23 protein-coding genes are annotated in these 25,858 nt (G+C 51.0%); 11 read left to right on the top strand and 12 right to left on the bottom strand.

Going from position 1 to position 25,858, the window contains the following annotated elements:
* Positions 1 to 16: 16 nt before the first annotated feature.
* The 3 genes from HMPREF0673_RS04565 to nusB form a co-directional block, all read right to left on the bottom strand.
* On the bottom strand, positions 17 to 1,000 hold the full coding sequence (locus tag HMPREF0673_RS04565; protein ID WP_007898637.1) for a CdaR family protein: 984 nt from the start codon (positions 998 to 1,000) through the stop codon (positions 17 to 19).
* 134 nt (positions 1,001 to 1,134) lie between these two features.
* Entirely contained in the window at positions 1,135 to 1,452 is a 318-nt protein-coding gene (gene yajC, locus HMPREF0673_RS04560; protein WP_007898636.1) for a preprotein translocase subunit YajC, read from the bottom strand.
* A gap of 132 nt (positions 1,453 to 1,584) precedes the next feature.
* Positions 1,585 to 2,676 carry a transcription antitermination factor NusB gene (nusB, locus tag HMPREF0673_RS04555; RefSeq protein WP_007898635.1) on the bottom strand — a complete coding sequence of 364 codons (1,092 nt, stop codon included), beginning with the start codon at positions 2,674 to 2,676 and terminating at the stop codon, positions 1,585 to 1,587.
* A gap of 317 nt (positions 2,677 to 2,993) precedes the next feature.
* Here nusB and HMPREF0673_RS04550 point away from each other — a divergent pair, with 317 nt between their 5' ends.
* The 3 genes from HMPREF0673_RS04550 (at position 2,994) to HMPREF0673_RS04540 (ending at position 4,884) form a co-directional block, all read left to right on the top strand.
* A complete protein-coding gene (locus HMPREF0673_RS04550) occupies positions 2,994 to 3,587 on the top strand; it encodes a 50S ribosomal protein L25/general stress protein Ctc (protein ID WP_007898634.1) in 594 nt (197 codons plus the stop codon).
* 186 nt (positions 3,588 to 3,773) lie between these two features.
* Entirely contained in the window at positions 3,774 to 4,352 is a 579-nt protein-coding gene (gene pth, locus HMPREF0673_RS04545) for an aminoacyl-tRNA hydrolase (protein WP_007898633.1), read from the top strand.
* A 109-nt stretch (positions 4,353 to 4,461) separates the two neighbouring features.
* Positions 4,462 to 4,884 (top strand): RNA-binding S4 domain-containing protein, encoded by a 423-nt coding sequence (locus HMPREF0673_RS04540; protein WP_007898632.1) that lies wholly within the window; start codon positions 4,462 to 4,464, stop codon positions 4,882 to 4,884.
* Between the two features lie 178 nt (positions 4,885 to 5,062).
* Here the strand turns inward: HMPREF0673_RS04540 and HMPREF0673_RS04535 are convergent, their stop codons facing one another.
* Positions 5,063 to 5,632 carry a DUF4738 domain-containing protein gene (locus tag HMPREF0673_RS04535; RefSeq protein WP_040596412.1) on the bottom strand — a complete coding sequence of 190 codons (570 nt, stop codon included), beginning with the start codon at positions 5,630 to 5,632 and terminating at the stop codon, positions 5,063 to 5,065.
* Positions 5,633 to 5,747: 115 nt separating this feature from the next.
* Here HMPREF0673_RS04535 and HMPREF0673_RS04530 point away from each other — a divergent pair, with 115 nt between their 5' ends.
* The 6 genes from HMPREF0673_RS04530 to menD are packed head-to-tail and all read left to right on the top strand — an operon-like array spanning position 5,748 to position 11,709.
* Entirely contained in the window at positions 5,748 to 6,467 is a 720-nt protein-coding gene (locus HMPREF0673_RS04530) for a DUF4230 domain-containing protein (RefSeq protein ID WP_007898629.1), read from the top strand.
* A 39-nt stretch (positions 6,468 to 6,506) separates the two neighbouring features.
* A complete protein-coding gene (locus tag HMPREF0673_RS04525; protein ID WP_007898628.1) occupies positions 6,507 to 7,196 on the top strand; it encodes a DUF4230 domain-containing protein in 690 nt (229 codons plus the stop codon).
* 58 nt (positions 7,197 to 7,254) lie between these two features.
* Positions 7,255 to 8,415, top strand: a complete 1,161-nt coding sequence (locus HMPREF0673_RS14845; RefSeq protein WP_007898627.1) for a 3-dehydroquinate synthase — start codon at positions 7,255 to 7,257, stop codon at positions 8,413 to 8,415.
* 31 nt (positions 8,416 to 8,446) lie between these two features.
* Positions 8,447 to 8,860 (top strand): PaaI family thioesterase, encoded by a 414-nt coding sequence (locus HMPREF0673_RS04515; RefSeq protein ID WP_007898625.1) that lies wholly within the window; start codon positions 8,447 to 8,449, stop codon positions 8,858 to 8,860.
* A 1-nt stretch (position 8,861) separates the two neighbouring features.
* Complete coding sequence (locus HMPREF0673_RS04510; RefSeq protein WP_007898623.1) at positions 8,862 to 9,971, top strand: chorismate-binding protein; 1,110 nt, start codon at positions 8,862 to 8,864, stop codon at positions 9,969 to 9,971.
* A gap of 25 nt (positions 9,972 to 9,996) precedes the next feature.
* Entirely contained in the window at positions 9,997 to 11,709 is a 1,713-nt protein-coding gene (gene menD / locus HMPREF0673_RS04505; protein WP_007898622.1) for a 2-succinyl-5-enolpyruvyl-6-hydroxy-3-cyclohexene-1-carboxylic-acid synthase, read from the top strand.
* A 221-nt stretch (positions 11,710 to 11,930) separates the two neighbouring features.
* Here the strand turns inward: menD and HMPREF0673_RS04500 are convergent, their stop codons facing one another.
* Positions 11,931 to 12,221: a DciA family protein gene (locus HMPREF0673_RS04500; RefSeq protein WP_007898621.1), complete on the bottom strand. Its 291-nt coding sequence runs from the start codon at positions 12,219 to 12,221 to the stop codon at positions 11,931 to 11,933.
* A 5-nt stretch (positions 12,222 to 12,226) separates the two neighbouring features.
* On the bottom strand, positions 12,227 to 13,342 hold the full coding sequence (gene recF / locus HMPREF0673_RS04495; RefSeq protein ID WP_040596410.1) for a DNA replication/repair protein RecF: 1,116 nt from the start codon (positions 13,340 to 13,342) through the stop codon (positions 12,227 to 12,229).
* A gap of 209 nt (positions 13,343 to 13,551) precedes the next feature.
* Here recF and HMPREF0673_RS04490 point away from each other — a divergent pair, with 209 nt between their 5' ends.
* Together HMPREF0673_RS04490 and ribH are read left to right on the top strand one after the other, a co-directional pair.
* Positions 13,552 to 14,250, top strand: a complete 699-nt coding sequence (locus HMPREF0673_RS04490; protein WP_007898619.1) for a tetratricopeptide repeat protein — start codon at positions 13,552 to 13,554, stop codon at positions 14,248 to 14,250.
* Between the two features lie 14 nt (positions 14,251 to 14,264).
* Positions 14,265 to 14,741 (top strand): 6,7-dimethyl-8-ribityllumazine synthase, encoded by a 477-nt coding sequence (gene ribH / locus HMPREF0673_RS04485; protein WP_007898616.1) that lies wholly within the window; start codon positions 14,265 to 14,267, stop codon positions 14,739 to 14,741.
* Positions 14,742 to 15,476: 735 nt separating this feature from the next.
* Here the strand turns inward: ribH and HMPREF0673_RS04480 are convergent.
* The 6 genes from HMPREF0673_RS04480 to HMPREF0673_RS04460 form a co-directional block, all read right to left on the bottom strand.
* On the bottom strand, positions 15,477 to 17,030 hold the full coding sequence (locus HMPREF0673_RS04480) for a DUF438 domain-containing protein (RefSeq protein ID WP_007898612.1): 1,554 nt from the start codon (positions 17,028 to 17,030) through the stop codon (positions 15,477 to 15,479).
* A gap of 4 nt (positions 17,031 to 17,034) precedes the next feature.
* Positions 17,035 to 17,337: a cupin domain-containing protein gene (locus HMPREF0673_RS04475; protein ID WP_007898611.1), complete on the bottom strand. Its 303-nt coding sequence runs from the start codon at positions 17,335 to 17,337 to the stop codon at positions 17,035 to 17,037.
* 545 nt (positions 17,338 to 17,882) lie between these two features.
* Positions 17,883 to 18,026 carry a hypothetical protein gene (locus tag HMPREF0673_RS14140; RefSeq protein WP_157591631.1) on the bottom strand — a complete coding sequence of 48 codons (144 nt, stop codon included), beginning with the start codon at positions 18,024 to 18,026 and terminating at the stop codon, positions 17,883 to 17,885.
* A 12-nt stretch (positions 18,027 to 18,038) separates the two neighbouring features.
* The gene (locus tag HMPREF0673_RS04470) at positions 18,039 to 18,902 is read right to left on the bottom strand and encodes a 4-hydroxy-3-methylbut-2-enyl diphosphate reductase (protein WP_007898609.1); all 864 of its coding nucleotides are present in this window, start codon (positions 18,900 to 18,902) and stop codon (positions 18,039 to 18,041) included.
* A gap of 54 nt (positions 18,903 to 18,956) precedes the next feature.
* Positions 18,957 to 20,021 carry a DUF1573 domain-containing protein gene (locus tag HMPREF0673_RS04465; protein WP_007898607.1) on the bottom strand — a complete coding sequence of 355 codons (1,065 nt, stop codon included), beginning with the start codon at positions 20,019 to 20,021 and terminating at the stop codon, positions 18,957 to 18,959.
* Between the two features lie 217 nt (positions 20,022 to 20,238).
* Entirely contained in the window at positions 20,239 to 25,728 is a 5,490-nt protein-coding gene (locus tag HMPREF0673_RS04460; protein ID WP_007898605.1) for an alpha-2-macroglobulin family protein, read from the bottom strand.
* Positions 25,729 to 25,858 lie beyond the last annotated feature (130 nt).

The raw sequence follows: 25,858 nt of genomic DNA, 5'->3' as shown, positions 1-25,858 counted from the left end.
TCACCATCTCAACACCCTACTGCTCCTCAATAAGATAATCGACCTGCGTCATCTTCAGTCGGGCGTTGCGCACGCCTTGCGGAGTTTCTCGCAGATGTATGCTGCACTTGTCCGACGGGTGGTCGATTATCTCGTTGTAATCGACAACAACAGCGAACTGCTCAGACGAGATGCTGCGGAACATACTTGCGCCAACGATGAAGTTCACCGTCACACGCTGTGGGAAGGTGCGCAGCACTTTGCCCTCAGGCATATTGATAGCCGTGATTGGCACCTCGATATTCTCCTCAGTGAGGATATCAGGGTAGAGCCCTATGCGCACAGTGTTGGGCACTATCTTCACACCCTTTATCGTCTCCAACGCTACTGTCCGTAGGACGGTGTCGTTGAAGTTGGTGATGTTGATTGGCACAGTCTTCACAAAGCGCAGCGAGTCGAGTGCCTGCTTGCTGCCGTAGACTGTGACTTTCTCGGGCCAGAAGCGTGTGCGAGCGAGGTAGAACGACTTGCCTGGCACTACGTGTCCAGCCATCTTTACCGACACCTGACGCGACAGTCCGTAGTTGTAGTGGAAGTCGAGACGATCGGGTTTCACCTGCACTATCTTCGATGATCCGCTGAAGCGCTGATTAATCATTTTCATCAGCTCTTGCGACGACACTACGCCGTAGCCCGACTGACGTGTGATAGCCGACTGGAAGTTTACGTTGATGGGGCGTATGCCTTCGCCATACGTGTAGGCAAGGAGTGCAAAGCCCTTGTCGCGCACGGTTACGCGCACGGTGTCCTCCATGTCGCTTGTAACGACCACATTCTTCGGTATGTTCACAAGGTACGCGGGTACGCCTATCTCCCTCTCGTATGTTTCGTTGAGCGCGGTCATCAGCCAGAAGATGGTGCTCAATACGAGAAAGAAGAAAAAAGTCAGAAACTCCCTGTTAGCTGAGCTGAACAGGAAGTTTCTGACCATATTGATTATTTGCGTCAAGCGTTTTTCCATCGAATCATCGATTAATGAATTAACTTCAAGCCGTTGGCGGTCGAAGTTTCTATTAATGAATCGGACTCTTAAGCGTCGCTCCTTTATATATTATTATAAGGAACGATTCAAAGACCTTTATTATGGCTTTCGTTTTACTTCTGTGGCTGCTGTGTGCCGTCAGCGAACACGCCTGCCTTGTCTACTGTAACGACAACGCCGCGAGCGATCTCTACGTCTACGGTGCCGGCTGTGAGGTCTACACGGCGTACTGTAGCGTGGATGCCACCACCTACCATCACATTGTCGCCCTCCTTGAGTGCATTCTGGAACTCACGAATCTTCTTCTGCTGCTTCTGCTGTGGGCGAATCATGAAGAAATACATAATAGCAAAGATAGCTACCATCATTATGAGCATACCCATGCCACTACCCTGCTGTGCTGCTTCTGCAGCGAGTACTGTTGTAATCATTGTTGTTTTCTTGTTTTAGGTAAGTTGTGTGTTGAACGGTTGAGCCGTTGACATTTGCCTGCGCTTCAACATTTCGCCATCACAACATTAATATTATTGTTTTCTTGCGATATTCTCTCTTTGTCTTCCGCCTTACTCTGCGTCGGTTGTCTTCTCTTCCTGTTGCTCCTGAACAGCCTGCTCAGCCTGCTCAGCGTAGCGTGTGCGGAGCACTTCGCCGTCTTCGAGAGCCTGCTGTGCGCGGTTGAGACGCGGTGTGGCTGGGCGACGTGGTGCCTGACGGCGCTGCGGACGGTCCTCAATGGTCTTCAGGAGCTTGCCTGTCGACATGAGGTAGCGTGCTATGGCATCAAGCATACCGTTGATATACGAGCCCGACTTCGGTGTTGAGTAGAGCTTGGCGAGTTCGACGTACTCGTTGATGGTTACGCTCACCGGAATGTTCGGGAACGTAAGCATCTCAGCGATGGCAATCTGCATTATCACTACGTCCATGTATGCCAAACGAGAGAAGTCCCAGTTGCGCGATGTCTCGCTCATATAGCGCTGATACAAATCGGCATTGAGTATTGTGGCGCGGAAGAGCTTCACAGCGAAGTCCTTGTCCTCGATGTCCTTATACTCCGGCAGGAGTTCCTGCTTTGCTTTATTCTCTGGCTCGAAGCGCTTGATAGTCTTGAGCACGAATGTGTCCACCACTTCCTTATCGTCGTTCCAATAAAGACTCTGCTCTTCGAGGAGCTGGTCAAGGTCTTCGTTCTCCTGGATGAGCTGACGATAGAGCTTGCGCCACAATTCGCGGTCAGCCTCGTACGAGCTATCTGTATCAGACATATACTCAATATATGCCTGGCTCTGCTCAATCTGATTGCACAGACCGCGCACAAACTCTACACTATTTGCCCACGACTGCTTCTGTGTCTCAGCAAACTCGTTGAGTTGCTTGTTCTCCTCAAGCTGCACTGCGAACTTGTTATAAGCGAATTTCTGCGACGGCATTTCTCCACCCTCACGCAATGCACGCTGCGTTGCTACTTCTACACGCTTGCGTTCCTCCTGTGTGATGGCAACGATGAGTTCCAAAAGATAATTGTACAAATCGTAAGCCTTAGACAGACTGAAAAGCAATTCCTTCTCTGCGCTGTCCATGAGTTTGTTTCCGTTCTGATAGTATGCGTAGGTTAACTGAACTATCTTAATTCTGATTAATTCGCGGTTGATCATCCTTCTCTTATATACTTTATTATAAATACGTATCTTGCTGTTGTTTGCATAGATTAAAGAAACGCTGGGCAAACCAGACTAAACACTGCGACACCCTTGTCTCAATAACAGGTGCAAAAATAACTAAATTTGGCTGAACCACCAAGCGAAACGTACATTATTGTGTATTTTTTAATGTATTTTTTGCTCAATTCGGAAGAAATGCGTACCTTTGCACCGCTTTTTTGAGCACATCCGTACAGAAATATAAAAATTCTCGTGTGATGGCGAATTAAGGCATAAACATTATTTTATCAACTTAATTTAGAGTAACACAAATGAAAGAGATTAACGTTACAGGTCAGAAGCGTACAGACCTTGGCAAGAAAGCTTCAAAGACATTGCGTAAGGAAGGACTTGTTCCTTGCAACCTTTACGGCCTCGCAGAGCAGGACGGCAAGCCAGTAGCTATGGCTTTCGCAGTTCCTATGACAGAGCTCCGCAAGATTATCTACACTCCGCACATCTACGTTATCAACCTCGTTATCGACGGCGAGTCACGCACAGCTATCCTCAAGGAGATCCAGTTCCACCCGGTAACTGACGCAGTTCTGCACGTTGACTTCCTCGAGGTTAACGACCAGAAGCCTATCACAATCGGTATCCCAGTTAAGCTCACAGGTTTGGCACAGGGTGTACGTGACGGTGGTCGCATGAACCTCTCTATCCGCAAGATTGAGGTTAAGGCTCCTTATCAGCAGATTCCTGAGCACCTCGACATCGACGTTACTGCTCTCCAGATTGGCAAGAGCATCAAGGTTGGTCAGCTCAACTTCGAGGGTCTTGAGATCGTTACAGGCAAGGAGGTTATCGTTTGCTCAATCAAGATGACACGTGCCGCTCTGTCTGCTGCTGCACAGGCTCAGGCTTAATGACATCAGATAGAAATATAAAAAGCGCATGCGTCAACGACGCGTGCGCTTTTTATATTTGGTGAGATGGTGAGAGATGTTGAGGTGTTGAGATATGTCGAGATTAATTATGTTGCTAATCTCAACACCTCAACATAACAAATCTCACCATCTCAACATAACAACCCATCACAACAACCCAACATCATGGACAAATTCTTAATAGTAGGCTTGGGAAACCCCGGCGCCGAGTACGACCACACACGCCACAACACGGGCTTCATGGTCGTTGACGAACTGGCGAAGTCAGTAGGTGCCACCTTCGAAGACAAACGCTACGGCTTCGTGGCGGAGACATCATTGAAGGGCAGAAAGGTATTCATCCTCAAGCCGACAACATACATGAACCTCAGCGGCAACGCCGTGCGCTACTGGCTGCAGAAGGAGAACATCGACCAGACTCGTCTACTCGTTGTTGTCGACGACCTCTCTATTCCGCTCGGCGACTTCCGACTGAAGGGCAACGGCTCTAACGGCGGACACAACGGACTGGGCAACATACAGCAGCTCATCGGTCAACAGTACGCCCGTCTACGCATGGGCATCGGTGCCGACTTCCAGCGCGGTGCACAGGTAGACTGGGTGCTGGGCAAGTACAGTGCCGAGGATATGGAGACGCTGCAGCCGAGCATTGACCAGGCGGTGGAAATAATAAAAAGTTTCGTGCTTGCCGGACTGAACATCACGATGAACCAGTTCAACAAACTCGGAAAGAAGAGCAAATAGGTTAGGTTTAGCTAAGCCTTTTTAAGCCTCAATAAACCTTTCTAAGCCTTTGCTTTTTACTTTTTACTCTTTTACTTTTTTACTTTTAAAAGTCTTTTTTACTTTTAACATGGAAGTAGCACGTATAGACAAATGGTTATGGGCAGCGCGCATATTCAAGACACGCTCCATAGCTGCCAACGCCTGCAAGAACGGTCGTGTCATGCTGGGCGGAGTGACCGTGAAGCCGAGCCGCACGGTGAAGGTGGGCGATGTGGTGAGCGTGAAGAAGCCGCCAGTAACCTACTCGTTCAAGATATTGAAGACGATAGAGCAGCGCGTGGGCGCAAAGCTCCTGCCGGAGATTTACGAGAACGTGACCGACGCAAAGCAGTACGAACTGCTCGAGATGAGTCGCATCAGCGGATTCGTAGACCGCGCACGCGGCACTGGTCGCCCCACGAAGAAGGAGCGTCGAGCACTGGATGCCTTCGCCGAGCCTGCTATGTTCGGCTTCGACGACCTTGACGACGAATTTGATTTCGACGAGTAACGCTTCATAATTATTGCTGTCCGCTAAAACTTTTTAAGCATAAAAATCAGGGCTGGATTCCTTGCTTGGAATTCAGCCCTTTTAGTCACCTTTGTTTTTATCATTGCTTTGAAGCTACAAAACAGCCCTATAAACCTTTGCCATTTCAACAAAAAAATCCTCATCCAATCGGACCTGTTTATACTCCTTCGTCCTCGTCTTCGAGTTCGTCCTCGCTTGCGGTGTCGAGCTTAGTATCCTTCGCAATGCTCACGGCACCCATGCGCGATATCTTCACCACGAGCGGTTCGTACTCATCACTCATCCTGTCGGGCGAACCGACGCTCGCTGCGAAGCGCAGACTCTCGCCCTCCACACAGTCGAATACCACACCGAGCAGCGCCCCTTTGGCATAAGCATCGCTGATGTACTGCGTAAAGTCGCTCTTGAGGAACGTGCGCTCGAAGAACACCGAGCCGTCGCTACGCAGCACGCACACCGTGATGGTGTTGTCGTAGTAGCTATTGCCCATCTCGTCGAACGCCTGTGGCAACGAGGTGTCCGACTTACGCTCTACGCACACCTTATACGTAGATCCGAGCCATTCCACATTACGTTTGTCTTCATAGCCACTCATTGTCTGAGTGCCTTTCTTCTGCACTTTCGCACGTTTGTGCACTATTATGTTGTCGCTCTTCGGCTTCTCCGCACACGACACTACAAGCATCGCTGCTGCACAAAGCACAACACAACCTATTGCTTTTTTCATATTTATCTTGTTTGGTATAGTGGCAAAGGTATAAAAAATATTCCATATACATATAAAATACGTTTGCCCTTTGAAAGAAAAACCGTACTTTTGCATATACATCAGAAAAATAAATATGAGGAAATTATATTTCACACTTTGCCTTTCTGCTGTCGCACTGTTGTTCTCTTGCGGCAACGAAAAACAACCGGAAGCACCCACACCTGCCAAAAGACCAGAGCAGGAGGAGCGTGTAGATACGCTCGCGATGCTGGTGATGCAGGTACAGAAGTGCTCGCGACTGTACACAACGGAGTATCGTGTGCACAAGATTGTGACACACGACGACCAACTCGCACTGAAGGGCAAGCTGTTCAGCAAGGATTATAACATCAACCTGCCTCTCGGCAAACGAAAGGTGGCAATACCCATTGATGCTACGATGAAGGCTTACATCGACTTCGCCGACTTCTCGGCTGCCAATGTGCGCCGCACGCCGACACACATAGAGCTGATACTGCCCGACCCACACATCGTGCTCACATCGTCGCGCATCAACCACGATGACGTGAAGGAGTATGTGGCACTGATGCGACGCGACTTCAGCGATGAGGAGCTTGCCAGCTACGAGCTTCAGGGACGCGAAGCCATCATCAAGGACATAGCGAAAAGCAATATCATCGAGCAGGCACGCATCGGAGCCACTAACGCTCTGATGCCCATGCTGCGCCAGTTGGGCTTTGACGAACCGAACATAATCATCTCCTTCCGCAAGAACTTCACACCACATGAGGTTGAGCAGCTCGTGGATGCAAGCACCATAGAGAAGAAGAATGGTGGTGCGAACAGGCGATAAACATCTATACAACTGAACGAATAAAATAAGGGCTAAAGGATGGAAACGAACAATCTAAAACAAGATAAGCAAACAACGCCGCATACTGACAAATCGAGGTTCGGCTTGATGGCGGTTCTGAAACGTGTACCTCTATCTATATGGCTGAAACTGACATTCGTCGTGCTGATTGTCAGCATCGTCGTCTATCTGATCAGCAGCATCAAGACCGTCGTGAAAACAACCAACACCACGGTGCCGGATGTAGTGAAAAACGAAAAGATTGACGTAACACCGACTATGATACGTTCGATAGAACAAATCGGCGAGTGGTCGTTCCTCGAGATAAACGATGAAGAACTGGTGGACACCGTACGTCGCGGAATATTCTCCAACGACGAATTGGTGCGCATATATTATGGTACGCTACGCTTAGGCATCAACCTGAAGGACGCTAAAGAGGGATGGCTCAGTATGTCGGGCGACACGCTCGTGGCAAAACTTCCACCCGTGCGACTGCTCGACAACGACTTCATCGACGAGACACGCACACGCTCGTTCATCGCCTCGGGCAAGTGGTCGAGCGTAGACCGTAAGGAGATGTACGACCGTGCTGTCCAGAAGATGCGCCAACGCTGCCTCACAAAGAAGAACTACGCTGCTGCACAACTTAACGCCAAGGAGCAGTTCGGACAGATGTTGCGGTCGATGGGATTTGAGAAGACACGCGTGGAGATAGGCAGCAAGTGAGCAAAAACGTAGCAGACGGCAATACACCAAGCCAATACATAACAAGAATGAGGAACTTATGCAACAACGAGTGATAATATCCCAAGACATAGAGCACGACCTGGCGCAAGCCATCGCCGAGACGGAACACGACCGTGTCTTCGTTCTCACCGACGACATCACGCAGGAGTGCTGCCTGCCGAAGGTGGCAGTGCTGTTCGCCAAGCACAACGCCACCACCATAACGATACATCACGACGATACGAACAAAACGCTCGCCACGCTCGCCGACGTGTGGACAGCATTGCAACGGGGCGGCGCAACACGCCACTCGCTGCTCGTGAACCTCGGTGGCGGCATGGTGACCGACCTCGGCGGCTTCGCTGCTGCCACCTTCAAGCGCGGCATCAACTTCATCAACATCCCCACAACGCTGCTCGCCATGGTCGACGCAGCGGTGGGAGGCAAGACGGGCATCAACTTCGGCGGACTGAAGAACGAGGTCGGGGCGTTCGCCAACGCACGCTACGTCATCGTCAACACTTGCTTCCTCGACACACTCGACACCGCAAACCTCTGTTCGGGCTACGCCGAGATGCTCAAACACTCGCTGATAAGCAACGCGCAGATGTGGGCAGAGCACGTCAACTTCGACATCCTGCAGCCCGACCTCGCTGAACTGCAGCGCATGGTGGCTGCGTCCATCGCCGTGAAGGAACACATCGTTGCCGACGACCCACACGAGCATGGCATCCGCAAAGCACTCAACTTCGGCCATACCATCGGTCACGCCCTGGAGGAGTTCTCAATGCAACAACAAGGGGGTGCAGTTGTCTCAACTGCACCAACAAAGCAAGAAGCACAAAAAGGGGGTGCAGTTGTCTCCGCTCAGCTATTGCCGCTTGCCAGAGCAAGAACTGCACCAAAGAACACTCTGCTGCACGGCTACGCAGTAGCATTCGGCTTGATTGGCGAACTATACATCAGTGCACGCAAAGCCGGATTTCCAACCGCCCGTCTCCATCAAACGACTCGCTTCATACGCGAGAACTACGGTGCAATGGCGTTCACATGCGACGACTACCCCACTCTGCTCAACCTCATGCGCCACGACAAGAAGAACACGTCGGACACCATCAACTTCACACTGCTCCACGACATCGGCGACATACGCATCAACCAGACCGCCACCGACGAGGAGATACGCGAGGCACTCGACTTCATAAGAGAAGGATATTGACTGTATCACACGAAATTAACAACAAACAGATATGAACATAGACAAGATAAAAGAACTACTACTGAAACGCGACGGACTCTCTAACACGCTCGGCATGGAGTTCATCTCCACACCCGACCCCGACACATGCCAAGGTCGCATGAAAGTAGACGAACGCAATCGTCAGATATTCGGCTTTCTTAGTGGCGGTGCCTCACTGGCTCTTGCCGAGAACTTGGCTGGAGTAGGCTCGCTTGCGCTCAGTCCGAACAATATATGTGTGGGCATCAACGTAAGTGGCAGTCACGTGAAAGCGGTGCTCGACGGCGACACCGTGACGGCTACTGCGCGCATCCTACACAAAGGAAAGACGCTGCACCAGTGGCATGTGGACATACGCAACGAGGCAGGCGATCTGATTTCGTCGGTAGAGGTGACTAACTTTGTGATGAACAAACCGAAATAGAATGAGCTACGTATATTTCCGTCTGCCTCACTCTACGCACGTTTTCCGCAACCGCCTGTCGACCGAACCCGAAGAGATTGCGTCGCTCGCCGAACTGAACGGACGGCGTGGCTTCGTAATCGCTCCGTTCACCCCGTCAGATGATTGTCCTATACTCCTGTTGCCCACCGATTGGGAGGAGGTGGACTTGAACTTTAGTGGAGACAATCAGAACGGCGAACAAACGTATCTTAGCTCTAACGACGGCGTATCAGCGATGCTGCTCGATGCCGACTACGAGAAGGAACGCCAACGCTATGCCGTCGACTTCCACAATTACCACGGACAGCTGACGAATGATGCGTTTCAGAAGATAGTGCTGGCACGCTGTGCGCGACTCACCGCTACGGAGAAACTCTCCCCACTCACGCTCTTTGCACGTGCCTGCCACCGCTATCCGCGCATGTTCGTAGTGCTGTTCTCAACCGAGCGCAGCGGCACATGGCTCATAGCCACACCCGAAACTCTCATCAGCGGCACCGACGGTGCAATGCAGACCATGGCACTTGCCGGAACAATGCGGCTGAGTGGCGCAAACCTCGACTTCGATGTGGAGGGTGGTTCGATAGGCAAGGACGACATCCGCTGGAGTACAAAGAACATAAAGGAGCAACGCTACGTGGAGACGTACATAACCGAATGCGTGGAGCAGTTCAGCGACGACGTAAACGTTGAAGGACCGTTCACCGTGCGTGCCGGCGACCTCGTGCACCTGCGTTCCGATATACGCTTCCACCTGAAGGACACGGCGCATTTGGGCAATCTTATTAACGCTCTGCACCCTACGCCTGCCGTTTGTGGTATGCCGAAGGATGCCACACGCGACTTCATCATCAACAACGAGTCGGGAGAGCGCAACTACTATAGCGGATTCTCCGGTCTGCTCGACCCCAACGGCGACACTCGCCTCTTCGTCACGCTGCGCTGTATGCAGATAGAGGGCGAGAGCGAAGCCACTGCCTATCGCCTGTATGCCGGCGGCGGACTGCTGAAGGACAGCCAATGCCAGGCGGAGTGGGAGGAGACGGAGGCGAAGATGAACACCATGCGACAACTGTTCAAGCACATATAAAGCATTTGCGACAACAAACGAAATAATGTACAGCAACAAGGAAAACATAAACATACTCACATCGCTGCTCCTCGAATGGGGAGTGACGGATGCGGTGGTGTGCCCGGGCAGCCGCAATGCTGCCATCGTGCACAACCTCAACGAGTGTGGCACGATACGCTGCCACCCCATCACCGATGAGCGTTCGGCAGCGTTCTACGCCATGGGCATCGCCCTCAACACGAAGCACCCCACCGTGGTATGCGTCACATCGGGTTCGGCTCTGCTCAACACCGCTCCGGCTGTGGCAGAGGCTTACTATCAGCACGTACCGCTCATCGTCGTCGCAGCCGACCGACCGCAGCAATGGATCGACCAGCTCGACGGTCAGACTCTGCCACAACCCGATGCGCTCAATCGGTTTGTGCGCCGAAGCGTGTCGCTGCCCGAACCGCGCACCGAAGAGGAGCGTTGGTACTGCAACCGTCTTGTGAATGAAGCCTTGCACGCTGCTACATTCCGCCAGCCGGCTCCGGTGCTTATCAATGTGCCAATCACCGAACCGCTCTTCACGTTCGACGTTGCCTCACTGCCGAAGGAGCGACGCTTCCGTATGCTCGACAGCGAGGCGACACTCACCGACACCACCGTCGAAGCTCTACAACACGAACTGTACCAGGCGAAACGACCGCTGATAGTGGTCGGACAGATGGCTGCCGACAGCTTCGGATGCTCCGTCTTCGACATCAACGAGCTGACAAAACACTTCGTCGTATTCGCCGAACCGCTATCGAACAGCGGCGAGACAATCCACTTCGACGAGGCTGTGAGGTGTCTCACGGCGCATCCCGAACTCTCTCCCGACTACACGCCCGACTACATTATATATATTGGCGACACACTGGTCAGCAAGGCTACGCGCCGATGGCTGCGGCAGACACATGCCCCGTCGTGCCTCATCACGGCAGACCCACTGCACGCGAGCGACCCACTCATGTCGTTGCGCCACATCGTGACGTGCGACAACGCCAACCTTGCGCTGCTCATGCCCATGCTCTACGACATATATACACACCGCGACCTGCACACTGACGACGAAGTGGCGTGGCGTAACGAGGAGAGCAGAACGATGTTTCTGAACAAGTGGAAGAGCTTGCTCAGTCAATGGGCAAACCACGCTGCCGCATACGAGCCCGAATACTCGCAGATGGCGGTAGTGAAATACTTCGAGAAGCTGATAGAGGAGGCTGCCGTATGCGTGAATACCCACTACGCCAACAGCACCGCCGTGCGCCTCGCCTGCATCTACGCCAACCATTACGTGTGGTGCAACCGCGGTGTGAACGGCATCGAAGGCTCACTGTCAACGGCTGCCGGCTTCTCGCTCACCGACCACGACCTGAACGTCTGCATCATCGGCGACCTCAGTTTCTTCTACGATCAGAACGCATTATGGAACAACTGCGTAGGTGGCAATCTACGCATACTGCTGCTCAACAACTCCTGTGGTGGTATCTTCAAGCAGCTACCCAACCTCCACCGCAGTCCGGTGGCTGACACCTTTGTGGGTGCAAGCCATACGACAACGGCGAAGGGCATCTGCGCACAGAACAACGTGGAATACATCGCGGCACACAATCAGGAAGAAATGCAACACGGAATAAGCGAACTTCTGACACGCAAGGGCAATCGCCCCGTGCTGCTTGAAGTGTTTACGGATGCAGCGATTGATGCTGAAACACTCAGCAGATACTATTAACTTAAGTTTCGCAAGCGAAAGTAGTTAAGAAGTTAAGGAATTGTCGCGCCCTTCGGTCGCTAAGAAGTTAAGCCATTAGTTTTTTTGCTTGATTTACAACATTAAAAGCATTTGGCTTAACTTCTTAAATTGCTTATAATGCCATATCAAACAAAAAACTAATGGCTTAACTCCTTAACTTCTTAACTCCTTTAACTCCTGAATTCTCGAAAGTTCAGCTATTAATAAATACGCACGTCAACAATCACCATGCTGCCCACCGCCTCGTTGATACGCTTCACCAATTGGGAGCGCATCATCGTAAGGTCCTGGCGCAGTGCCGGACTTTGTATCTTTACGAACAACGTTTGGTTCTTTATGAATTTCTCACCAGTGTACCGCGCCACGCCTGCACCTACTACCTTATCCCAAGCGTCTACAGCACGCCGCTGCAGCAGAGGAGTCTCAAGACCTTCGCGTCGCAGATACATATTTAGCAAGTCGTTAATCGACTTTACGTCACGTCTGAACATACACTTTATTTATTAGTCGGTTGATGAGGAACTATCTCACCGCCCTTCACGTCGAACAGGCGATAGTCGTAACTTACACTATCGAGTATGCGGTCAAGGTGTTCGCGGTTGGTGTCGGTGATGAATATCTGTCCGAAACCGTCGCCCGACACCAACTTCACAATCTGCTCCACACGATGCGAGTCGAGCTTGTCGAAGATATCGTCAAGCAGTAGTAACGGTGTAGTCTGCGATGCTGTGCGACGCAGGAAATCGAACTGCGCGAGTTTCAGTGCCAGCACGAATGTCTTTGTCTGCCCCTGCGAGCCCTCGCGCTTCATCTGATAATCGCCGAGCATCATCTCCAAATCGTCGCGATGCACGCCATGCAGCGAGTAGCCCACAGCTCTGTCTTTGAACCTGTCGCGCTGAATAACGTCCAATAGCGGTCCACGCTGCGCGTGCGATACATACCTTAGCGATACCATTTCTTTACAATCCGACACGTGCTGATATATGCGTTGGAACACGGGCACGAGTCGCTCCACGAAGTCCTCACGCGCACGGAATATAGTCTCACCGTGTCGTGCCATCTCCTGCTCCCAGATATCAAGCAGCGCAACATCAGGTTCCTGCTCCATCTTCAGTAAAGCGTTGCGCTGCTGAAGTGCCTTCGTGTAGCTATTAAGAGCATCGATGTACGTGTTGTCATACTGCGATATCACGATATCCATCAGTCGGCGGCGCTCCTCACTACCACCAGCGATGAGCGTTTGGTCTGCAGGCGAGACGAAGATGAGCGGAATCAATCCGATATGCTGCGAAAGACGCTTGTACGCCTTTTTGTCGCGCTTCAGCTGTTTCTTCTGTCCACGCTTCATGCCACAGTACACTGCCACAGGTTCATCCTCATCAGTAGCATACGCAGCGTCAAGCATGAGGAAGTCGGCATCGTGCTTTATTATCTGCGAGTCGATTGGATTGAACGCACTGCGACAGAACGACAGGTAATAGATAGCATCGAGCAAGTTGGTCTTGCCCTCGCCATTGCTACCGAGAAAACAGTTGAGTTTGGGTGAGAACTCAAGCGAAGCCTCACCGATATTCTTGAAATTGAGTATGGATAAATTGCGTAATATCATGTAATTATATACCCTGTAGACCCACCGTGGGTCGCCATTATAAATAGAAACAACACGTTGTATTACTGCAAAGTTACCCCATTTATTATTGAAAAAAGAAAAAAAGGCAGAATAAATTTCAATATATGAGATAAAATCAGTAATTTTGCTCCTCGCAATGTGTTGCATTGCAAACTATAAACCGATAAAATAAAAAAACAAAATAACAAATGACAAACAAAATTGATTTTGGTGCAAACTCACACGTAGAGAGCACCAACAACAAAGAAGATTTCTTCTTGAAGTTCAAAAAGCAGATAATCATCGGTGTGGTAGCTATCCTCCTCGTCGTAGCAGGTGCTATCCTTTACAACGCTTACGTAGCAGGTCCGCGTGAGGACAAGGCAAGCACAGCTATCGCAAAGGGCGAGCAGTACTTCAACGCTGAGCAGTTTGACAAGGCTCTCAACGGCGATGGTGCAGGCTATGTAGGCTTCGTGAAGATCGCAAGCGACTACAGCAGCACCGACGCTGGCAACCTCGCTAACCTCTATGCAGGTCTGAGCTACTTCAACCTCGGCAAGTACACAGAGGCTGTTACATACCTTGAGAAGTTCTCTACAAAGGGCGACGCTATGGTAAGCCCGACCGCTACAGCTGCTCTCGCTAACGCTTACGCACAGACAGGCAACGTAGACAAGGCTATCAGCACACTGAAGAAGGCTGCCGACATGGCAGACAGCAAGGCTGACGACGTAAACAACAGCATATCGCCTACATTCCTCCTTCAGGCAGGCAAGCTTCTCGAAAGCCAGAACAAGAAAGACGAAGCTCTGAAGCTCTATCAGGACATCAAGAAGAAGTACGTAAACTCTTCTTTGGTACAGAGCTCAGAGATCGACAAGTACATCGAGCGCGTTTCAGAGTAATCGAATAACCAAATATGGCTACATCACTCCATAACCTCTCACAGTACGACATCACCACCATCCCCGACGCAAGTAACATGTGCTTCGGCATTGTGGTGGCTGAATGGAACGAGGAGATAACGGGCGCACTGCTCGACGGAGCCGTAAAGACTCTCGAGAAGCACGGCGCTCTGCCCGAGAACATACACATCAAGACCGTTCCGGGAAGCTTCGAGCTTATCTACGGTGCTCACCAGATGGTGCTCCACGGAGGCTACGACGCCGTGATAATCCTCGGAAGCGTGATACGCGGTGAGACTCCTCACTTCGACTACATCTGTCAGGGCGTAACGGCAGGCATCGCACGCCTCAACACCACAAGCGAGATACCTATCATCTACGGCTTGCTCACCACCAACGACCTGCAGCAGGCACTCGACCGCTGCGGTGGCAAGTATGGCAACAAGGGCGACGAATGCGCTATTGATGCTATCAAGATGGCGAAGTTCTAACGAATACATTTTTATAACATACAAAAAGTCCGACAAGATCAATCCACTTGTCGGACTTTTTTATTATACTTGAAACCCTACATATTTCTTATTATTGCTATCCAGTACAACTTGCAATCAACTAAATTATGGTTAGCACTTACTTCCTAAAATATATTTTAGACAATACCACTATCGAACAAATCGCCTCTGCAACAACAGCAATAGGTAGGCAATACAGAACAGAATCAATAAAACCCAGATTACAATAATAGAGAAAAAATTGCATAGGCAAGTACATTATAAAAAAACCTGCAGAAACACTATACATAAAAGGTAGCGGTTCCTTTTCCAACCATAATTGTTGCCCACAATGGTTACAAGTGGTAGAATACTTTGTTCCTTTTATTATATACTTTAGGCATTTTCTTAAGGATACCTTTTTATGACAATAAGGGCATTCTCTATTTTTCATTGATGTTTTTATAAATTACAACTTTTGCTTTATTATTTCAGTGATAACAAGGCTCACCCGATAACGGTTCAAGAAGAACAGACAGAGTAAAGCGGTCGGCAAATCTGCCGACCGCTCCTTTCTTTCGTGAGCATCAGGCGGACAAAGAAAGGAGCAAAGCCCCCCCAATGAAAAACACCTCGTTACTTTTGACAGTGAGTTGAGACGGCTCTGAAATGAAAAACGAGGGGGCAGTTTGCAATCTGCACTCTCTTATTTTCTGTTATTCGGAAACAAGAATTTTATTTTTCTCTCTGATATTTAGCAATAAGTTTTTTTAATATTAAAAGTATGTCATCAAGGGAAATGCCACTGCGCTCGCTCATCATGGCAATAGTTGCTTTAGGAATGATGATGCGTGCAAGAGGCGAATTGAGCATTTTGAAAGCAGAATTCATGCTTGGCAAATCTTTCCGTAACTGTGGGTAAATTTTGAACAAATCCTGTAAGCGAGTGTTGGCAGAGAGTTCTATTGCCGAGTTTCCTTTTGTAGCAGGTGTATCATCTGAAGTAGAATTTTGATCCTCCATTGATTTTACCCCTTGTGTGTCATTTGACCATGTCAGCAGCGTGCGTGAACCTTGAAGCTCACGAATGCGACTACAATCTTGCATCATTTCGAGTACGCCTCTGAATCGTCCTTCTGCATCACGCACGGCTACATAATAAATATAGATGAACACACCTGGTTTGTTAATCCAAAAATCTACGCTATCTTGCTCTCCCGAGCGGAATTTGGCAATAATTTCCTCAACGAGGTGAACACTGGTGCGTGGGTGGCAGTTTTTCACATCACGTCCGATAACATTCTTGCTGCGTGGGAAGATGCGGTGGTTGGTATCTGAATAGAAGCGAACGAGTTCGTTTTCATCTACATAAGATATATCTACAGGAAGATGCTTGTAAATGAGGTTGATTTGTTCGAGGGAGAGTTTGCCTGTTGTAACGTCGAAAACTCGGTCTGTATCGCCTCCTCCCAGCCCATATTTACTAAGAAGCGCAGATAGTTCTGAGGCGAAACCGTCAGGGACTGTTGTGGGCTGGGTTTCTGTTTTGTCTGTATTTTGGAATCCTTCTACATCAATCCATGCAAAGCCAATTTCGTAATCTCCCGAACGCATCTGTTCGAATTCTTCTGGAGTAATCATTGCCAAAGCAGTTGGGTAGAGTACAGATTCTTCTTTCTGTAAAAGATCCAGCACATCTGCCACAATGGTAGACTGCATCGCCAAAAATTCCTCTTCTTTGTCTTCCTCAATAAGTTTTTTAGCATCGCGTATTTCGTCTCGCACAAAGTCGTCGAGCAGCCACATCGTAGTCGTGGGGCGGTCAAATCCTTTCTGTTCGAGTATGGAGTAGAGCTGGTTCTGCTTACGCGAAAGGTGAGTACGAAAAGCCGCTATTTGGTCGTACAATTCGAGCCACTGATTCTTGATAATCGGATATTGTACAAGGTCTTCTATGGCGAGCATGTGGCGACGCATTTCATCGTTCTCTCTGTAGTAGCACATGATAGGGTGGTTGAGAGGAAGATTTGGGCGATTGGTGTCCATCACTTCATCAAACAGCTCAATCATTTTTTGAATATCCTCCTTGCGGCACTCGTTCTCTTCTATGGTTTTGAGTTCCTGTTCTGCCAATGCAATTTCATAAGGGCGGATTTCCCCTATTTGCTCTCTTATTCGGGTTCTACCCTCTTCCAATGAAATATCTCCTCGTTGGTATGCCTCTTTAATCTCGAGTATTTTACCGAGTTTCTCAAGGTCTGCACTCGGCAGGTGTTTTTTCATATCCATAACGTTATTGTCTGTTGATGAGGTAAACGAAAAAATCACTCTCTTCTATGGCATTTACGCCTACATGAGCTTCGCCGGGGAAATGTAGAACGGTGCCTGTGCTGATACGATGTATCTCGGTATCGTCAAGAACAACCTCCACAGTTCCTGCCACAATAGTGAAGAATACTTCCTGTCCTTTATGGTCGTGTGAGGGTATTTGTTCTCCGCTTTTCAGATGCAGGTGTACAAGCATAAGTTCCTTGTTGTTAATCACCTTACCTAAAGTATTGATTTCCTGCCCAATGGGTTTAATTGTCTGTTTCATAATTCCTCTTTTTATTAGGGTTTATAGTTTTAATGTAATATTGGCACGGAGCGAATACCGAAAGAGGCAATCACTCCGAAAACTTGATTTAAAGACCGTCGTCACCGCTTGAACTACCGCCTCCATTGAGTTTTGGCGTTGGTTCGGTCTTGCCTTTCTTGGGCTTGGCGGTCGTCTGTTCGTAGGTAACGTCGGTCAGCGTGAAGTACTTGCGCGAGGGTGAGCAACCTGCACGGTCTTTCCTGCCTGAGGACCGACATTCATCTTGCGTTCCATAAGAACGAACTGCAACGGTTTATTTGCAAAAATACAACACTCTTTCTAATATAGCCAATCATTATACATAAAAGACGTTAATTGCATTAAAAAAACTATTGCTGCCCATACATCGGCTGTCCGTTAAAATGTGTACCTTTGTTCATGGTTACTTGAATTAATATTTACAAGAAACAAATGTAACTAAAAGGGCTGATACTTCGTGAGAAGTGTCAGCCCTAATTTATTTTATTTGAAAAGTTTTAGCGGACAGCAATAATTCTTATACCTCAATTTCTATCATCCGCATCGATCGGCGCAGACATCCGCGTCGGTCGGCGCAGACATCCGCATCGGTCGACGCAGACATCCGCGTCGGTCGGCGCAGACATCCGCATCGGTCGGCGCAGACATCCGCAACGGTCAGTGCGCATCGGAGAGGCAGTCTATTTATACTGCGCGATGCGCTCCTTACACTGCTCCATGAGCCACTTCGGAGTGCTTGTAGCACCGCAGATGCCCACCGTGTGCACATCGTCGGTGAACCATGCCATGTCTATCTCGTCGGCACTTTCTATCTGATAGCTACGCACATTCACGCTGCGACACTCGTTGAAGAGCACCTTGCCATTGCTGCTCTTGCGTCCCGATACGAACAGAACGAGGTCGTGGCGCGAGGCGAAGGCTGCGATGTTCGGCATACGGTTAGCCACCTGTCGGCAGATAGTGTCGAAGCTGCGGAACGTGGCACCCTCCTCAATGTGCTGTTGTATGTAGTCGATGACGCGATGGAAGCCGTCGAGCGACTTCGTGGTCTGCGAATACAAGTAGATGTCGCGCGAGAAGTCGAGGCGCTCCACGTCCTCCACCTTCTCCACCACGATAGCCTTGCCCGCAGTCTGCCCCACCAAACCGAGCACCTCGGCATGTCCGCGCTTGCCGAAGATGACGATCTGCGCATCGGGTGCCGCGTCGTACTGGCGCTTGATGCGCCGCTGCAGTGCCAACACCACGGGGCATGTGGCATCTATTATCTCTATGTTGTTTTGCTGCGCTAAGGCATAGGTCTCCGGCGGCTCGCCATGCGCACGCAGCAGCACCTTCACGTCGTGCAGCTGGCGTAGGTCGTCGTGATTAATGGTGACGAGTCCTTGCTCGTGCAGTCGCTCTACCTCCATGCCGTTGTGTACGATGTCGCCCAGACAGTAGAGTGCATTACCCTTGGCAAGCTCCTCCTCCGCCTTCTTTATGGCGGTAGTGACTCCGAAGCAGAAGCCGCTACCCTCGTCTATCTCTATTGTTAAATTCATTCTGCTACAATTACGATCGTAATACCTTTCTTATTATAGTAACGTGTACAGAGCCTATTCTGCTACAATTTTAATGGTTGTCTTCGGTTGGTCGGGGTCATTGGTTATCATCAGTACACGTGGTTTAGAGCGTGCGGTCTTCAACAACTTCTTCTCCGCAGTCACCTTCAGCTTAGCCGACTCACCTGGCTGCAGCGTCTGCTTGTTGAGCGACACCTGCAAGCCCACGGTGAACATCTGCAGACTCTTTATCTTCAGTTCCGACTTGCCGTCGTTGCGTATTACCACCTCGCCTTTCAGTTTCTTCTTCGTGTCGAACTTGCCGAGGTTAAGCTCTACGGTGGATAGGTAGAGTTTCGGTGCATTGGCCAGCTGCTGCGCTGTGAGGTTGTCGAACTTGGGCAGAAGCACTGCCGAGACGCTTATCTCCTTCTCGCGGTTCACCTTGTCGCCCGGGAACGCACCGAGGAACACCGAAGTCTGCGTCAGTCCCATATCGCCGAGCTTGCGCGAGTCGAGTGTCATAGTGATAATGCCGCTATGACCGGATGCAATCTTCGAGGGTGACACATCTGCTGTGAGATACTGCGGAAGGTGCATCACCACGGGTTGCACCGTTGTGCTCGTTGCGTTGAAGATGTGTATCTTCTTCTGCGGACAGTCGCCACGGTTCACGTCGTCGAACTCCACGTCGTTGCAGTCGGACTTGATATTGCCCAGCATGAAGTTGTAGTTGCCACCATAGTCGACCATCTCGCGCACCACGTTGCCACGCACGCGCAGCACGAGCGGCTTGTCTGCGCCCTCGCTATATATACCGACGTACTTGTCGAAGTGGCCCATTGTCTCGGCATCGTAAGTGACGCTGACCATGAACTTGTCGCCTGCTTCTATTCTGTCCTTCGGATATGCCACACTGGTGCAGCCACAACTGGTGCGCACATCGATGATACGGACCGGCTTGTTCGACTTGTTTCTCACTTCAAAATCGGCGGTGGCAGGCGATTGATACATCACCTGTCCGCAGTCGATTATCTCGTTTGTCGCCACTATGTTCTGCGCCATTGCTCCGAAGAGCGGCATCGTCAAAAGTGCGACACTAATAAATATCTTCTTCATATGTATATGTATTTTTTTAAGTTTCGCAAACGGAGTTCTTAGGAGTTAAGGAGTTAAGAAGTTAAGAAGTTAAGCCAAATGCTTGTAATGCTGTAAATCAAGCAAAACTAATGGCTTAACTCCTTAGCGACCGTAGGGCGCGACAACTCCTTAACTTCTTAACTACTTTCCTTAACTCCTTAACTCCTTAACTTCTTAACTCCTTAACTACTAAGAACTACCGCTTCACACTCAGCACGATAGCCTTAGTGCGTGCTGCGAACTCCGGACTGTAGGCACACTGTACTGCGCACGTGCCTGTCTGATAAACGCCCTTACGATCTACGTAGTACTCGGTCTCTACGACGTGCTTTCCCTTCGAGAGGCGGTCGAAATAGTAGTTCGTGGTGTTGTCCTTAGGCGCACAGTAGTAGGCTCCGTTGTAGCCCGAGAGCTGACCAAGCGGCTCCAGACAGGCAGCACGGCGGTCGACGAGCTGCACGAAGTCGTAGTCGCGTTCCGCCTTTATGGTGATGCGCACCGTTATGCGGTCGCCAACGGCGAGAGTTGCGCCGTCTGCACTTATCTTCTTGCCATTCTTCAGCACCTCGCGCACTACGCTCATGCCCTCCGCAGCGTCAGCTACAGCGGCTGTAGGCTGCTCAAACTGGGCATATACTGCGCCCCACGACGTGCCTTCTGTCTGCTTCTCCACGCTCAACGTCTTCATACGGTCGCCACTCTTGGAGGTCTTCACATAGCCTAAACCAGCCGTAGCCTTCGGCATGTCGAGTTTCTGACCGTTGAGCTTCAGCACAGCCATCGGCTTGTTGGCAGCGAGCGACGAGCAATCGCCACCGAAGAACGCATAGACAGCATTCACAGAGTTGATAGGTGTGTCCCAAGCCTGTGTACGCTTCGACTGCAGCAGCCATTGCTTCATCTCGTTCACGGTCTGCACATCGTTCGGAGCAACCGATTGCAACGCCTCTATAGCAGCCACCTGCGACGGAATGCGGTAGTCGAACCATGAGTAGAGTGCCTTCGGTGTGTCGAAGTAGCGTCCCATTGGCTCCTTATATACAGTATATTCCTTTACGCTCTGCACCATGTCGGCAGCCTCAGCACGGTAGTTGTTGCCGGCAAGCACCACGGCTGCCACACTCTTTCCGTATATGGAAAACTGCGCTGTCTGCCGAGCGAGCAGCCTCAAGAGATAATTGGCGTTGTCCTTCACCATGCCCTTGAGCTCGCGCTTTGCGAGAATCGTAGCATAGAGATACTCCACAGCCAATTCGCTCGGACGCAGGTTCTTTACGTCCTTGCTTGCCTTCATCGCCTTCACCTCCTGTGCTATATGCTTGTCCATGAAGCGGAAGGCAGCATCCATCATGCTCTTCACCTCTGGTTGCACGCCCATCATCTTATCGAGTCGCGCAAGCGTTGTGAGCACGCTCTGCGTCATGTATGGCGAGCCAGTCATGCCCTGCCACCACGAGAACGAACCATCGGTGTTCTGCAGTTTAGAGAGTCGCGAGAAGTCGTCGTAGAGTCGCAGATACGTTATAGCCGGATCGAAGTAGTCCATCAGTCGCAGTTTCTGCTCCGTCTCGCGTGTAGCATCCATCACCCATGGTGTCTCGCTGAGCAATGTCTGCTTCAGTTCGGCATTGCCCTCGAGCTTACTCTTTAGCGGCAATTCATCTACGCCAATCGTTGTCTCCTCTTTCCAAAGCTCGACCATGTTGCGTATTGCGTCCGACGAATTCATCAACAAGTTACTGATGCTATTGGCAAAATACGACGATACCAACGATATGGCGTTGTCGCCCTCAACAGCGGTCATCGACGGCAGTGCCTGTATCAGCAGCCACTCGGGCGAGTTGGTGTACTCTACTGTGAGTCGGTTGTTCTTGTCAGCCACCGTGAAGAGCTTTGTGAGGTCGATATTCAGTTTCCCAGGTTCGTTCATGGTGAACGCCTGGGAGTTTGTAACCACCTCCTTGTCGGGCAGAACGGGCAAGTAGTGCTGTTCGCCGTCGCTAAATCCGCGACCGGATGCCGTCACGCGGCACACAAGGAGTCCGTCGTTCTCAATCTTCGACATATCGAAAGCGAAGTCGGCAACTGACGTTCCGCCTGCCTCCACCATGAACTTCACGTCCTTATGCCATACCTCCTTTTCGGTTTCGGGGTTGAGGAACGCAAGGCGCACCGTGCCACCGACCTGCTTTTCGGAAGTGTTGAAGATGCGCGTAGAGAGCACACCCTTGTCTGCCTGACGCACGAAGCGCGGCATATTGGGCTGAACCATAACGGTCTTCTTCGCTACAGACGTAGCACTGATTGTGCCGTTGTTCATCGCCTCGTCGTGAGCGAGGGCGCGTAACTGCCATGTGGTGACACTCTCGGGCAGTGTGAACTGCAGTTGCACGTTGCCCTTGTCGTCGGTAAGCAGTCCGGGGAAGAAGAATGCCGTCTCACTGAAGTTCTGACGCACCTCTGCAGTGGTTGTCTTTGTATCTTCACCGCCTACCTCTGCTGCATCAGAAGCCTCTCTTTTTTCCAAAACGGCAGCCTTTGAATACATCTTCGCGTTGTCGGAGCGTGTGACACAGCACAACTCTTCCACTCCGATGTAGCGCGCAACGTCGTAGAAATGGCTGAAGTCTATCGACGGTTCGTACAAGAACTTCATCGGCATCTCGCTATACAAGAGCAGTTTGGTGCAGCGGTATGCCTTCCAGGAAAGCCATGGCACATAGTTGTACGTAGGCAGACCCAACTTAAAGCTATGCTGCCTCAACTGATCGAGCGACTTGTCGTAGAGCGTAGCCATAAGTTGCGCCTTTGCCGGTGTACCGTCGGGGTTGGTAATGTTCAGTGTCCAGGTCTCACGTTGTCCTGGCACGAGTCGGTCGCGGAAGGTTGTCCACTTGATGTTGAGGTGTGTGTCGGGCTGCGGACGCTCTATGCGCTCCGTATGCAGATATGCCTTGCCGTTCTTCACCCACGCTACGGAGAGAGTAATGCCGTCGCCCCACTCCTCTTTATATGTTATCGCACGAGTGCGCACCTCGTTGCGCAAGTCGGCTCTGCCGTTCTCTATAATCTTATCGCCGGCAATGAGCGTGTAGACAACGTGCTGTATGCTGTCGCTCGAACCGAGCTGCACGAAGACAGGAGCCGACTTGCTCTTGAACTGTCGCGCTGACACGTAGAACCAGTCGTGTGTCTCTATCGGCGCACGGCGGTCTTGCAGCGTGAAGGTGACGAACGACTGCGTCAGGGTGTCCGTTCCACAGTAAGCCACAAGGCGGTGGCGCATCGACGCGAGCGACTTTCCGTCAAACGCTACCTCGGTGTTAGCCTTGCATGTGTAGCGGTCGTTGTCGATATAATAGGTCACGTCGCCGTCAATAGGTTCGCCGGCGTTGTTGAGATACGTGAACTTTATGGTACGCAGGTCGTCGGCGAGTGTCTGTTCGGGTACGTCGCAGGTGAGCAATGTGGGGCGGTCGCTATATGGGAGCGACAGTTCTGCTCTCTGTGTCTCGCCCGAGACATCTGTGACGTAAGCCGTAACGAAGAAATTGAAGTATCGCTTTACCGACTCATCGTACTGTTCGGGCATTATTATAGGCACATTCACCGTGAACGCTCCGTCGCCCGCGGTCTGTAAGGTGTCGGTATAAATAGTAGTCGCCTCATTATCGTTGGGCATATCGGTATAAGTCCTGCAACGCCAGAAGCGTGACGAGAGGCGCTTTACCTCCACTCTCACCTTCGCTCCCTGCACAGGCACACCGGCAAAACTCTTTGCCGTGGCAGCAAGGCGCACAGTGTCGCCGGCAGCATAGCGAACAGTAGGCTGTTGTATCTCCACGCTGAACTTCGGGCGCTTATACTCTTCGACGGTGAAATCGCAGTACGCTCTATCGCCGCAATCGCTATACAACGTATAGGTTCCGGTTTTTCCGACCTGTGGCAAGGTGAAGTCGGCAGCTGCCATGCCGTACTCGTCGGTCGTGACAGTAGTCGTAGCCACCTCTTCATCGTTGGCATCGCATAGGCAGAGTGACATGGTCTGCTGCTTCTGCACCTCGCCACGCTGACTGTCGCCGTAATACTTATAAGCGATTGCTGCTACGTGCACGGTCTGACCAGGGCGATAGATACTGCGGTCGGTGTAGATGACGGTTGCTGTAGTTACCCTCTCGCTTCTCCATTTACGATAATAGAATCTGTCGTTGATAGGCGTTACGGGGAAGGCAGGCTCATCGGCAGTGGATATTGAGTAAGACTCTGGCTCGCGGTCGCCGAAGTCGATAATCACCTCGCCGTTGGTGTCGCACTCGTAGTGCGACTCAAGCTGTATGTCCTTGGCTGTGTCCTTCGCAAATTTCATCGAGACCTTTGCGCCAGGCACTGCTTCGCCCGTTGTGGCGTTGACCACTGCGACGCGGTAGCGGTTGCCGGGCATAGCCTCTATGAGCGGATAGATATTGCAAACGCGCAGCAGGCAGCGTTCAACCGGAACGTTGACATTGTCGGTAGAAAGCTCTACGAGATAGAAGCCCGAACGCAGTCCGGAAATCTCAAGCGTGTCGCTCACGGTCTTGTAAGCCGGCAGTCCGACGTATCGGCGCACGTCTGTAGAAGGTGTCTCACCGGCTACGATATGACGGCGCAAACGGGCATAGTCCTTATCGCTGTTGAGGTTGTACATATCAGCATCGGTGATGTCCAGTCGGCTTGCCGTAAGGCGCAGCTCGCCCACGTTGTTTACCCCCATGACAATCACCTTGCGTGTAACGCCCGGCAGAGCTATCTCGTCGTCAAGCATAGCGTGAACGGACGGCAGTGTCAGCCTGCGCTGAGCATTGCGCAGTATGTTCATGCGTGTCCATGCTCCCCACTTGGTAAGGGCGTAGTTGATGAAGTTGTTCTTCTCCTCGGCTGTCACATCCTCGGCGTTCTTCATGAACTCGTAGCGAGCTATTGCCACCTCGCCACACACCACGAGGTCGCTGTACTCGTTGATGAGCGAGTCGAGCGACATGATGTACTTCGACTTCTTCACGCGTGTGCCTTGGGCGTTGCGGTGCTTCTGCTTCACCATCTGCAGAGCGGTGAGACAGGCTCCCTCGCGCTTGCCGTGCGCAGCGTAGTAGTCGTGCATACCGCGGTAGTCGCCGGCAGCGATGCCGATGATGTGGAGCATGTCGTCGTAGTAGTATTTCGAGTCGACACCGTCCTCGACGAACGGCACATAGCTGGTGCAGTAAGCCGCAGCCAACGCCTCGGGATGCTCCATAGAGCGGCGGAAGCACTCGGCACCAAGCTCCTTTGCGTCGTCGAAAGCGTAGCGATACTGGGTGTACATCTTGCCCATCACCGACTGATAAACGGCAGCCAGCACAAGGTCGCCCTTACGCTCGGCAGCATCGCCACAGCTCTTCAGACGTTCGGCAACCACCGGAATAGAGTCTCTTGAGAGCTGCGACAGCCAGTCGAGCTGCGCCACCTGCGCCTTGAGCAGATGTCCGTAGGCACGCTCCTTCTCCGCCTTGCCGCTTATCTGCGCAAGCACTTTCAGCACCGTCTGCGGATGGTCCTTCCTCACCGCGCCGTCGTATTTCTTCCAAAGCGATGTGTATGAGTCTGCCATTGCTGCCATCGGCAACAGCAGCATGGCTATGAATGTGGCAATTATCGTTCTTTTCATAACTCGTTATGTTTTGTTCTTTACAAATTGGTATATACCTTATACTATGCAAATATAAGAAAAAAACATAAGAGATAGATAGTTAATAGCAAAAAACATCAGTAACAAAGCAAAAAAGTCGGGTATGGCG

It is taken from the genome of Leyella stercorea DSM 18206, from assembly GCF_000235885.1.
Lineage (GTDB): Bacteria > Bacteroidota > Bacteroidia > Bacteroidales > Bacteroidaceae > Prevotella > Prevotella stercorea.
This window is presented reverse-complemented; position numbering and strand designations above follow the sequence as displayed.